This is a genomic window from Melissospora conviva (genome assembly GCF_049523535.1).
GTDB lineage: Bacteria > Actinomycetota > Actinomycetes > Mycobacteriales > Micromonosporaceae > Melissospora > Melissospora conviva.
This window is the reverse complement of record NZ_JBLLDT010000001.1, coordinates 277,622-289,631: the sequence shown is the minus strand read 5'-3', so window position 1 is coordinate 289,631 and position 12,010 is coordinate 277,622. Positions and strand designations below refer to the sequence as shown.

At 72.5% G+C, this 12,010-nt stretch carries 8 protein-coding genes; 2 read left to right on the top strand and 6 right to left on the bottom strand.

Annotated features, from left to right (window positions below; genetic code table 11):
* On the bottom strand, positions 1-1,285 hold a 1,285-nt coding region (locus tag ACK8GG_RS01500; RefSeq protein WP_440355333.1), incomplete at its 3' end, for a HAMP domain-containing protein.
* Positions 1,286-1,540: 255 nt separating this feature from the next.
* Here ACK8GG_RS01500 and ACK8GG_RS01495 point away from each other — a divergent pair.
* Entirely contained in the window at positions 1,541-3,709 is a 2,169-nt protein-coding gene (locus ACK8GG_RS01495; protein ID WP_440354382.1) for a SpoIIE family protein phosphatase, read from the top strand.
* Between the two features lie 66 nt (positions 3,710-3,775).
* On the opposite strand, the gene ACK8GG_RS01490 is transcribed toward ACK8GG_RS01495, so the two are convergent.
* Entirely contained in the window at positions 3,776-5,065 is a 1,290-nt protein-coding gene (locus ACK8GG_RS01490; protein WP_440354383.1) for an FAD-binding oxidoreductase, read from the bottom strand.
* 110 nt (positions 5,066-5,175) lie between these two features.
* On the opposite strand from ACK8GG_RS01490, the gene ACK8GG_RS01485 reads away from it, so the two are divergent.
* On the top strand, positions 5,176-7,272 hold the full coding sequence (locus tag ACK8GG_RS01485; protein ID WP_440355332.1) for a S9 family peptidase: 2,097 nt from the start codon (positions 5,176-5,178) through the stop codon (positions 7,270-7,272).
* A 311-nt stretch (positions 7,273-7,583) separates the two neighbouring features.
* On the opposite strand, the gene ACK8GG_RS01480 is transcribed toward ACK8GG_RS01485, so the two are convergent.
* The 4 genes from ACK8GG_RS01480 to ACK8GG_RS01465 all read right to left on the bottom strand — a co-directional run bounded on the left by ACK8GG_RS01480 (position 7,584) and on the right by ACK8GG_RS01465 (position 12,010).
* Complete coding sequence (locus ACK8GG_RS01480) at positions 7,584-9,143, bottom strand: FtsX-like permease family protein (protein ID WP_440355331.1); 1,560 nt, start codon at positions 9,141-9,143, stop codon at positions 7,584-7,586.
* Positions 9,140-9,841 (bottom strand): ABC transporter ATP-binding protein, encoded by a 702-nt coding sequence (locus ACK8GG_RS01475; protein ID WP_440355330.1) that lies wholly within the window; start codon positions 9,839-9,841, stop codon positions 9,140-9,142. Before ACK8GG_RS01475 ends, ACK8GG_RS01480 begins: the two co-directional genes overlap by 4 nt.
* The gene (locus ACK8GG_RS01470) at positions 9,838-10,377 is read right to left on the bottom strand and encodes a PadR family transcriptional regulator (protein ID WP_440355329.1); all 540 of its coding nucleotides are present in this window, start codon (positions 10,375-10,377) and stop codon (positions 9,838-9,840) included. Before ACK8GG_RS01470 ends, ACK8GG_RS01475 begins: the two co-directional genes overlap by 4 nt.
* A 91-nt stretch (positions 10,378-10,468) precedes the next feature.
* Positions 10,469-12,010: a SpoIIE family protein phosphatase gene (locus tag ACK8GG_RS01465; protein ID WP_440355328.1), complete on the bottom strand. Its 1,542-nt coding sequence runs from the start codon at positions 12,008-12,010 to the stop codon at positions 10,469-10,471.

Here is a 12,010-nt window from a genome sequence, read left to right as displayed (position 1 = left end):
TGTTGACCGTCGACTTCAGCTCCAGGATCTCGCCCCGCGCGTCAACAGTGATCTTCTGCGACAGGTCACCCTTGGCGACGGCGGTGGAGACCTGCGAGATGTTGCGGACCTGCGATGTCAGGTTGCCGGCGAGCTGGTTCACGTTCTCGGTCAGGTCGCGCCAGGTGCCCGAGACCCCGCGCACCTGGGCCTGACCACCGAGCTTGCCCTCGATGCCCACCTCACGGGCCACCCGCGTCACCTCGTCGGCGAACGACGACAGCTGATCCACCATCGTGTTGACGGTGTCCTTGAGCTCCAGGATCTCGCCCTGGGCCGCGACGGTGATCTTCTGGCTCAGGTCGCCGCGGGCGACCGCGGTGGAGACCTGGGCGATGTTGCGCACCTGCGACGTCAGGTTCGACGCCATCGAGTTGACGCTGTCGGTGAGGTCCTTCCAGGTGCCGGCGACGTTCGGCACCTCGGCCTGGCCGCCGAGCTTGCCCTCGGTGCCCACCTCACGGGCCACCCGCGTCACCTGCTCGGCGAAGAGCCGCAACGTGTCGGTCAGCGAGTTCATGGTGTCGGCGAGCTCCGCGACCTCACCCCGGGCCGACACGGTGATCTTCTGTGACAGGTCGCCCTTGGCCATCGCCGTGGCGACCTGGGAGATGGAGCGCACCTGATGGGTCAGGTTCGACGCCATCGTGTTGACCGAGTCGGTCAGGTCCTTCCAGGTGCCGGCGACCCCGCGTACGTCCGCCTGACCGCCGAGCTTGCCCTCGGTGCCCACCTCACGGGCGACCCGGGTCACCTCGTTGGAGAAGGAGGAGAGCTGGTCGACCATTTTGTTGACGGTGCGCCCGATGCGCAGGTACTCACCGCGCAGCGGCAAGCCGTCGATCTCCAGCGCCATGTGCTGGGAGAGATCACCGTCGGCGACCGCCCCGATGACCCGGGCGATCTCGCTCGCCGGGCGGCCCAGGTCGTCGACGAGCGAGTTGATCGCCCGCTGCCCTTCGGCCCAGGAACCCTCCAGCCCTTCCTCGTCGAGGCGCTCGGTCAGCCGGCCGTCCCGGCCGACGATCCGGCTGATCCGCCGCAGGTCGAGATGCTGACGCTCCTGCAGGGCGAGGACGTCGTTGAAGCCGTCGACGACCTCGCCGGCGAGGCCCTCCCGGCGCGGCAGCCGCACCTTGAGATCGCCGCGGCGGACCCGCGCCAGCGCGGCCGCCAATTCGGAGAGCAGAGCCTCCTCATCGACGTCGGGAGCCACCGCCGTCGCTGCGCGTTTCGCCGTGCTCATCACACCTCGCTCGGGTCGCCGTACGCGTTCGCGACCCCGCAGGGAAGGGCCGACCTTCCCCATCATGGTCCCTCGCGACCCTCGGGTGCCAGACGCGCCGCTGTGCCCCCGGCCGCATCGGCGCCCGGCGCGACACCCCCGGCACCGCACGCCCGGCCGGCCGTACGCCGGCGACCGGCCCGATTTTCTGATCTTGTTTCGTCGCGGCAGCGCGTACGTTTGGCGATGAAGGCCGCGGCGTGAAGGATATGAAGAGTGTCCAGGATGACGGGACCCCCGGTGGGCGACGATGCGGAACAGCACGGACGCAGCGTGCGCTTCCCAGCCGACCGCCGGACCCCGGCCGCGGCCCGCGCCATCGTCCGCTCCGTCCTGCTCGAAGCCGGCCAGCCCGAGCTGCTCAACGAGGCGCTGCTGCTCACCACCGAGCTCTGCACCAACGCGGTGGAGCATGCCGCCACCGAGCTTGACCTCGAGGTCGTGGCAGACCCGGCCGGGCTGACCGTGGAGGTCACCGACTTCGCCCCGAGCCGCATCGACGGGCTCGTGGTCGGCAAGCCGAACGCCACCCCGGACATCGGCGAAGTCCCCGAGCGCGGCCGGGGCCTGCTCCTGGTCGACCACTTCGCCAGCCGCTGGGGCACCACCCACCTGCGCAGCGGCAAGGGGGTCTGGTTCCGGCTGGACCTCGTCGACGCGGTCCGCGACGACAAGGCAGCCCCGCCACCCGGCACCGGCCTCGAAGGCGGCACAACCGGCACGTCCACCGCCGCGCCCGCAGCCGTCCCCAGGCGCCTGGCGGCCACCGGCCACGACCGCCAGACCGGCGCCGTCGCGGCCGACGGCCGTCAGAGCGCCCCGGCCGCCGCCCCCAGCGTCGCCGCAATCAGCGCGCTGATGCAGGTCACCCCCGACCCGTACGCCGACGACCCGCTGCCCGACTTCGCCCAGGAGCTGCTCTCCCGGGTCGCCGAGATGGTCGGGGCGGCCGGCGGTGCGGTCTGGCTCGACCGCGGTGACGGCGAAGGGCTGCACGTGCTGACCCGCTACGGACGTACGCCCCGCACCGGCGAGGAGCTGCTGACGGTGCCGCTGGCGATGAGCCGGCCGTACCGGGGTTCGCTGGAGCTGGACGCCTCGCCGTCGTCGTACGCGCAGCCGCTGGCGGCGCTGCTGGCCGACCGGCTCTCGCTGCACCTGGAGAACGACCGGCTGCGCCGCGCGGACCGCAGACGCCAGAGCTGGCTGACGTTCCTGCTGGAGGCGAGCGAACTGCTGGCCCAGTCGCTGGACGTCGAGCTGACCATGGCCCTGGTCCCGCAGCTGGTGGTGCCCCGGCTGGGGCGCTGGTGCGCGGTGCACACCACCGACGAGTGGGGCCGGCTGCGGCTGTCGAGCGCCAGTCACGCCGACGAGTCGATGCTGCCCGAACTGCACAGCGTGCTCGCGGCGACCGGCCCGGATTCGATCCAGGCGCGGCTGCGTGAGGCGACCCGGATCGGCTCGCAGGTGCCCCTCGGCGCGCCGATGGACGGCGTGGCCGTACCCCTGGTCGCCCGCGGACAGCGGCTGGGCACGCTGGCGGTCGGCCGGCACGAGCACCACCGGCACGACTCCGACGAGGTCTCGGTGCTGGAGGACATCGCCCGGCGGGCGGCGCTGGCGATGGACAACGCCCGTATCCACGCCGAGCGGCGGCATGTGGCGCACACCCTTCAGCAGTCGCTGCTGCCGCCGGCGCTGCCGGTGATCGAGGGGATCGGTTTCGCCGCCGAGTACGTCCCCGCCGGCGACACCGTCGACGTCGGCGGCGACTTCTACGACGTGATGCCGTTGCCGGAGGGCCGCTGGCTGGTGGTGATCGGCGACGTCTCCGGCAAGGGCGTCCAGGCGGCCGCGATCACCGGCGTGGTCCGGGACGTCATCCGGCTCTCCGTCGCTGACGGCAAGCCGCTGCCGGAGATCCTGTCCCGGATCAACGAGACGCTGATCGACCGGGGTGGCGGCCGGTACTGCACGCTCGCCATGGCGGCGGTCGGCCGTGGCGACAAGGGACGCCTTGACGTCTCGCTCTATCTCGCCGGCCACGATCAGCCGGTGCTGGTCTGCGGTGACGGCTCGGGCAGCCGCTTCGTCGGCACCAGCGGCACCGCCCTCGGCCTGCTGGAGACGATCGCCTCGCCGGCGCTGGAGCTGAGCCTCACCGCCGGTGACGCGCTGGTCTTCTACACCGACGGGGTCACCGAACGCCGGCGCGGGGCGGAACTCTTCGGCCTGGCGCGGTTGCAGGAGGCAGCGACGCCGCTGAGCGGGTACTCGGCTGACGTGATCGCCGCGCGGCTGCGCTCGACCGCGATCAACTTCTCGGTCGAGTCGCCCCGCGACGACATCGCCATCCTGGTCCTGCGCAACGACTCCGCCTGATCCGCTACCCCTGGAGCCACCGCGGGCCGTTGATCGCCTTGAAGGCGCCGCGCCGCGGCGGGCGCTTCACTCCCGGTCGGGGAGGCGGCCCGGCGCGAAGCGCTGCTGCGGGTCGAAATGCTGCTTGAGCGCGACCGCCCGCGGCCGGTGCGACCGGGGACCCCGCACGTCGGTGACCTGCCACAGCCGCGGCGGCGCGGCGAGCACCTCGCACCGCCCGCGCCGCGCCAGCAGCACCCCGCGCAGCGCCGCCAGGATCGCCGCCGCCCGGCCCGGCGGCAGGTCCCCGGGGAGCGCGGCCTGCACACTGCCGAGCCCCGCCGAGCCGCGTACCGCCACCGGGGCGCCGACGGCGTCGCGCAGCGCGTAGACGACGGCGTGCAACTCCCCCACCGGCGCCTCGATCCGCACCGCGATCTCGGTGGGGCCGGCCGGATACCGCCCCCACCAGGGCGGCGGACGGCCGGTGGCGTGCGCGTCACCGCCGAAGGCGTCGACCAGCCAGTTCGCGCGTTCCCGCACGTCGGCCGGGCCGCCCTCGAGCATGATCGCCAGCGTCCCGGCACCGGCCGTCCCGGCGGCCACCCGGCGCTGCCCGCACGGCGGCACGGCGGGCAGGTCCACCTCGACCGCGGCCGGCTCGGCGGCCTCCACCCGCGCCCCCTGCACGAGGTCGTGCATCTCCAGCGGGGTCCAGACCGGATGACTCACCCAGATCCGGCTCGGCGGGGCCGGCCGGACCCGCAGCGTCGCCGACAGCAGCAGCCCGAGGGTGCCGCGGGAGCCGCAGAGCAGCTGGGCCGGGGTTACGTCCGCCCCGCGTGAGACCGTGGCCGGCGCGCCGTGCGCGTCGAGGTACCGGACGGCGCTCACCTGGTCGGCCGGGCCGCCGTAGCGGTGCCGCAGCGGCCCCGCCTCGTCAGCGGCGATCACCCCGCCGACGGTCGCGTCCGCCGAGGGCGGGTCCAGGGTCAGCCGCCGGCCGGTACGCGCCAGCACGGCCCGCACCGCGCGCAGCGGCGTGCCCGCGCCCACCTCCACCGTGGAGGGATCGGCGGACTCTTCGATGCCGGCCAGGCGGCCGGTGTCCAGGACGAGGTCCACCCGGCTCGGCGCGCCACCCCAGTCGATCTTGGTGCCGGCGCCGCGGGGCACCACGGCGAGGTCGTGTTCGGCGGCGAGGCGGAGCAGCTCGACGGCGTCGGCGGCGGTGCCGGGCGCGGCCACCCAGCGGGCGGGGACGCCACCGACCTCGTCGGCCGCCCCGGCTGGCCGGGCGAAGCCCGGGCCGCAGATGCGCGCCAGCCGCCCCTGCATCCCGAGCGCCGGGCGGTTGGAAGCCGTCGCGTTCTCCACCCGGCTATCGTACAGGTGTTCGAACACCGAAGGCGAGCCGCCGGGAGTGCCGGGCCCTTCCGACACCGGCGACCGGCCGCCGCCGCCCCGGGCCGGTAACGTTGCCTGCCGTGACGACTGAGACGCCCGCGCCCGAGGCCAAACGGGTTCCGACCGAGCGCATCCACCACGGCGACACCGTCATCGACGAGTACGCCTGGCTGGCCGAGAAGGACAACCCGGAGACGATCGGCTACCTGACCGCCGAGAACGCGTACACCGAGGCGCGCACCGCCCACCTCGCCGACCTGCGCGAGACGCTCTTCAACGAGACCCGCACCCGCACCCGCGAGACCGACCTGTCGGTCCCGGTCCGCAAGGGCGGCTACTGGTACTACACCCGCACCGAGCAGGGCCAGCAGTACGGCGTGCACTGCCGCCGCCCGGTCCGCGAGGGCGAGATCGACCCGCCGGTCAGCGCCGACGGCGCACCCCTGGACGGCGAGGAGATCCTGCTCGACGGCAACGCGCTGACGCAGGGGCACGACTTCTTCTCCCTGGGCGCCTTCGACATCAGCCCCGACGGCCGCTGGCTCGCCTACTCCACCGACTACTCCGGCGACGAGCGCTTCACCCTGCGGGTCAAGGACCTGAGCACCGGCGAGGTCCTCCCCGACGAGGTGCCGGACACCTCGTACGGCACCGCCTGGTCCGCGGACGCCTCGGCGCTCTTCTACGTCACCGTCGACGAGGCGTGGCGGACCAACCGCGTCTGGCGGCACATGATCGGCACCGCGGCGACCGAGGACGTGCTGGTCTACGAGGAGAACGACGAGCGCTTCTTCGTCGGGGTGGAGCTGACCCGCTCCGAGCGGTTCGTGCTGATCGAGAGCCACAGCAAGGTCACCAGCGAGGTCTGGGTGATCCCCGCCGACAACCCGACCGGCGAGCCGGCCGTCGTCGCGCCGCGCCGGCAGGGCGTGGAGTACGCGGTGGAGCACCACGGCCACCGGTTCCTGATCCTGCACAACGACGGCGCGGAGGACTTCGAGCTGGCGTACACCTCCGCCGATGCCCCCGGGGACTGGACGCCGCTGATGGCACACACCCCCGGCGTACGGCTGGAAGGGGTCGACGCCTTCGCCAACTACCTGGTGGTGTCGCTGCGCAGCGAAGGGCTGACCGGGCTGCGGGTGCTGGCGATCGGCAGCACCGACGGCTACGACATCGACTTCCCGGACCCGATCTACAGCGTCGGTCTGGACAGCAACCCGGAGTACCAGACGACCCGGATCCGGTTGCGCTACACGTCGCTGATCACGCCGAGTTCGCTCTACGACTACGACCTGACCACGCAGGAGATGGTGCTGCGCAAGCAGCAGCCGGTGCTCCCCGGCCCGGACGGGCGCCCGTTCGACCCGGCCGGCTACGAGCAGCACCGCGAATGGGCGGTCGCCGACGACGGCACCAAGGTCCCGATCTCGCTGGTCTGCCGTGCGGGCACCCCGCGCGACGGCTCCGCGCCCGCGGTCATCTACGGCTACGGCTCGTACGAGGCGAGCATGGACCCGTGGTTCTCGATCGCGCGGCTGTCGCTGCTGGACAGGGGCGTCGTCTTCGCCGTCGCGCACATCCGCGGCGGTGGCGAACTGGGCCGGCACTGGTACGAGCAGGGCAAGATGCTGGCGAAGAAGAACACCTTCACCGACTTCGTCGCCTGCGCCCGGCACCTGGCCTCCTCCGGCTGGACCTCGCCCGACCGGCTGGTGGCGCGAGGCGGTTCGGCCGGCGGCCTGCTGATGGGTGCGGTGGCGAACCTCGCCCCGGACGCCTTCGCCGGCATCGTCGCCCAGGTGCCCTTCGTGGACACCCTGAACTCCATCCTGGACCCGTCGCTGCCGTTGACGGTCACCGAGTGGGAGGAGTGGGGCAACCCGCTCGCCGACCCGGAGGTCTACGAGTACATGAAGTCCTACACCCCGTACGAGAACGTGGCGGCCGTGGCCTATCCGGCGATCCTGGCGGTGACCGGCCTCAACGACACCCGCGTGCTCTACCACGAGCCGGCCAAGTGGATCGCCCGGCTGCGCGCCACCTCCCCCGACGGCGAGTACCTGCTCAAGACCGAGATGGGCGCGGGTCACGGCGGCCCCAGTGGCCGTTACGACTCCTGGAAGGAAGAGGCGTTCGTCAACGCCTGGACCCTGGACGTGCTGAACCGCGCCTGACCCCGCCTGCACCGCCCTGCCGCGGCCTGACCTCACCCGGTCAGGCCGCGGCTTGACATTGCGGTGGTCTGATCTCACCTCGCCTTGTCTGCGACAACCCATAGTCAGGAAGACGGCTACATCAGGGTCGTAGTGACAACACCACTGGCGGTGTAGGCGACTCTTCGTCCCTTACTTCCAGGAGTGCACCGCCGCACGCCGCACGCCGCACGCCGCGTTGATCATGGCGTTATGACCACGACACGCCGACGTGGGTGAACATAACGCCATGATCGCGGAGGAAAGCGAGCGCGGTGGGGCAGCGGGCGGGGTCAGGAGGTGCGGAGAATCTCGGGGCCGGCGTCGGAGCGGATGAGGAGAGCACCGACCACGACGGTCAGCAGGACCGCGGCGAGGGTGCCCCCGCCGTAGAGGAGCAGGTCGGAGATGGGCAGCGGGATGGCGCGTACGACGGGTTCGAGAACGATTTCGCGCGTGTGCGCGGGCGCTTGTGCAGGATCGGCGCAGATCTCGGGGCTCGCCGCACAGTGGGGACCGCCCCCGCCGACCGCTGTCAGCTTGTCGCCGAATACGCCGAGAACCGCCGTCACGCCGGTGCCGAGGGCCAGCAGCGTGGCAGGTACGACCACAGCCAGGGACTGCCAGGCCACGGAGCGCCCCAGGACCCCCCGCGGCACACCGCTCGCCATCAGCGCGGCGTAGGTGCGGCGGCGCCCGGCGACCCCCTCGGCGACCGCGATCAGCAGTCCGGCGACCGCGATAACCAGCCCCACCAGGACCGCGGCCTGCACCAGGTCCATCGTCCGCAGATAGAAGTCGGAGAAGTCATTTACCCCTGCCGCCGCCGTCGGAGAACCCGTCAGCACGTCCCACTGCCGCTGGCTCTCGGCCTCAACGAATGCGTTGGTCTCGAAGTAGGCACGGAACCCGGCTGCGCCGCCGGCGAAGATCAGCACCGCGAAGAGCGCCGCGTACGTCCGGCTGCCGTGCCACGGGTCGCTGATCATCCGGCGTGCGGCCAGCAGCGTCGCGGGGCCGCGTCCGAAGCGGTGCAGCAGCCGTCCGATGGCGTACGACAGGGATCCGGCCCCGAGCACCAACCCGACCGTAGAGGCCAGTCCGCCGCCGAAGAGGAGTGCCAGGACCAGGCCCGACGGCATTTCGAGGTTGCGCCCGGCGTACCAGAGCGTCAGTGGCTGAACCGCGGCGAAGGCCGCGAAACCGATCAGGATCAGTGCCCACGGCCAGGGTTTCGGCGCCTGTGACCGCAGCGCGCGGCGCACCACACCGAGCGGGGTGACGGTCACCTTCCGCAGGGTCAGCGCGGCCGTCAGGGCGGCGAGCAGCGGAATCCCGAGGGTGATCGCGGCCAGCCAGCCCGGAGCGGGCAGCACGTCGGTCGGCAGGGCGAGCGCCCCGCGCTCGTCGTAACGGTGCAGCAGCGGCCGCGCCACCAGGTACGCCACCAGTGCGAGCAGCGCACCGGCGAAGCTCGCCACGCCGGTTTCCGCGACGGCCACCCGCAGCGTCTGCCCGGGGGTCATGCCGGCGAGCCGGTACGCCGCCAGCCGCCGGTCCCGGGCCGGGGCGCCGAGCCGCGCGGCCTGCCCGGCGAGCGCCAGCACCGGGATGGTGAGCATCAGCAACGCGATCGCCACTCCCGGACGCAACCCTGGTTCACGCAGCAGGAGGTTGCCGTACTGGTCGGCGTCCCCATTGTTGTTCGCCGGATTCAGTGGGATCGACAGCACGGTCGCCGCGACGAGGAAGGCGAGGGCGGCCAGGGCTACGGCGACCAGGGTGAGGAACACCCGCAGCAGGTCGGTCCGGGTGCCGGACAGTGCCAGCCGGACCAGGGTGCCCGGCCTCACCGGCCCAGGCCCTTCATGCCCACGCCGACTCCGAGGCCGCTCGGGTCCAGTACGCCGTCGCGCAGCACGATCTCCCGGTCGGCGTACCCGGCGACGGTGGCGTCGTGGGTGACGAGCACGACGCTGGTGCGCTGTTCGCGGGCGGTGCGCACGAGCTGCCCCAGCACCTGCTCGCCGGCGAGGCTGTCGAGCGCCCCGGTCGGCTCGTCGGCGAAGACGACGCGCGGCTCGGTGACCAGCGCGCGGGCGAGCGCGCAACGCTGCTGCTGCCCGCCGGACATCTCGCCCGCGCGCAGGTCCGCCAGCTCGGCGACGCCGAACCGTTCCAGCCAGGTGAGCGCCGCGGTCCGCGCTGCCCGCCGCCGGGTGCCGGCGAGCAGCAGCGGCAGGGCGACGTTCTCGGCCGCCGTCAGTTCGGCGACCATCTGCCCGAACTGGAAGAGCACCCCGAATTCGGTACGCCGCAGCACCGACCGCCGCGCCTCCGACCAGCGGTCGATGCGCTCCCCCCGGTAGCTGACCTCCCCGGCGTCGGGGCGCAGGATGCCGGCGAGGCAGTGCAGCAGGGTCGACTTGCCGCAGCCGCTGGGGCCGGTGACGGCGACGATTTCCCCTTCGGCGATGTCGAGGGTGACTCCGCGCAGCGCGGGTGTGTTCCCGTACGCCTTGACCACGCCACGTGCGGACAGTTGCGTCATGCGTGCACCTCCCGGTGCCAGTCGGCGACGCGTTCCAGCGTGGCCCGCAGCCAGCGCAGGTCGGCGTCGAGATGAGCGATCGCGTAGTCGGCGGCGACGATGTCGTCGAGCCGGGCCGCCGGGTCGGTCTTGACGGCGGTCAGTTCACGCAGCCGCGTGGTGTGGGCCTGCCGCTGGGCGGTCAGGTACGCCCGGGCGGTGTGCACGTCGGCGACCAGCAGCGCCACCATCACCTTGCTCAGCAGTGAGCTGCTGACGTGCGGGGCGGGCTGCTCGACCTCACCGATCCAGTCGTGCAGTGCCGCGCGGCCGGCGTCGGTGATGGCGTACGAGGTGCGGTCGGGGCCGCCGTCGCGCTCCTGCCCGGTGGCGGCGACCAGGCCGTCGCGGGCGAGCCGGTTGAGGCTGGCGTAGACCTGCCCGTACGCCAACGGCCGGGCCTGCGGCAGGCGCTCGTCGTAGGCCCGTTTCAGGTCGTAGCCGTGCACGGCCGAGCCGGCCGCGAGCAGTCCCAACAGGACGTACGGAGTGGACATGCGCCTCACTATTCACTGAGCGAATAGCTGCCGTCAAGTAGTCACGCGATGACACGGCGTTCCGCTCGATCAGAAAGTGCGGCGTGACTGGTCAGGTACGGCGCAGGGCCACGACGGCCAGGTCGTCGCTGATCTCGTCCGGGACCAGGTTGACCATCAGCCGCTCACAGAAGCGCTCCAGGTCGGCGTCGACATCACGGGCGATCGCCGCCAGCGCGGCCAGCCCCTCGTCGATGTCGGCGTCGCGGCGTTCGATCAGCCCGTCGGTGTAGAGCAGCAGCGTCGCACCCCGCGGCAGCACGAACTCGAAATCCTCCGGCCGGTTCGCCTTGACGCCGAGCAGCGGCGCCCGGTGCTCCAGGAAGTCGACCTTTCCCGCCAGCGCCAGCGCCGGCGGCAGGTGCCCCGCACTGGCCATCCGCACCCGGCCGGTCTCCGGCTCCACCAGCATGATGCAGACCGTCGCCAGCTCACCCGGCAGCAGCGTGCGCATCAGCTCGTCGACCCGGCTCAGGATCGCGCCGGGCTGATGCCCTTCCACCGCGTACGCGCGCACCGCGTGCCGCACCTCGGCCATCACCGTCGCCGCGTGCAGCGAGTGCCCGGCCACGTCCCCGATCGCCACCAGCAGGTGCCCGTCGAGCATCACCAGCTCGTAGAAGTCGCCGCCCACCTCGGTCTGGGCGCTGGCCGGCTCGTAGCGCACCGCCATCTCCAGCCCGGCGACGGTCGGCACCACCTGCGGCAGCAGGCTGCGCTGCAGGGTGACGGCGATGCGGTGTTCCTCGTCGAAGGAGCGCTGCGCCTCCACCGCCGCGGCCACGGCCTGCGCGAGCTGCACCAGCACCGGCTGACCGGGCATCTGCACGCTCGTGGGCACCGCCACGTAGAGCACCGCCCGGTCCCGTCGCAGCCGGGCGGCCGCCACGGTGATCTGGTCGCCGTCGGGCCACTCCAGCAGCGACCACTGGCTGGACTTGTCGATGCGTACCGTCGAGCCCAGCGGCAGGTCCACCTCGTCGCCCACGGTCCACGGCTGCACGAACGGAACGGCGTCCGGCCCGGCCGCGGCCCCGGCGAGGCTCTCCCCCTCGACGGTCTCGGCCACCACCACCGCCGGCGTACGGAAAATCTTGGCGGCGCCGAGTGCTGCCTCGCTGAGCAGATGCTGGAAGCTCGACGCCGAGTTGATCGCCAGGGTGGTGTGCGCGAGCTCCACCATCCGGCGGGCGAGCAGCTCGGCGCGGTGCCGGGCCCGGTAGTAGCGCAGCACTGCCTTCGCGGTGGCGATCAGTTCCTCGGGCTCGATCGGCTCGGCGAGGTACGCGTCGGCGCCCCGGGTCAGCCCCTGCGCCCGGTCACCGACGTCGACGGCGTGCGCCGAGACGTGGATGACCGCGACGGAGGGATACTCGGCGTTGATCCACTCGCAGACCTCGAAGCCGCTGACGTCGGGCAGCCGCACGTCGAGCACCACCAGCTCGACGCCGCCGGCGCTGATGCGCTCCATCGCCTCGGCGCCGGTCTGCGCCTCGGTCACCTGGAAGCCCGCCCGCGTCAGCCAGCTGACCAGCACGTACCGCTTTGTCGGGCTGTCGTCCACCACCAGCACGGAGCCCGGAGCGTCCTCCAC

Excerpts from the sequence above, each read along its gene's own strand:
- ACK8GG_RS01475 (WP_440355330.1), bottom strand. The coding sequence starts at position 9,841 with ATGACGCAACTGTCCGCACGTGGCGTGGTCAAGGCGTACGGGAACACA.
- ACK8GG_RS01470 (WP_440355329.1), bottom strand. The coding sequence starts at position 10,377 with ATGTCCACTCCGTACGTCCTGTTGGGACTGCTCGCGGCCGGCTCGGCC.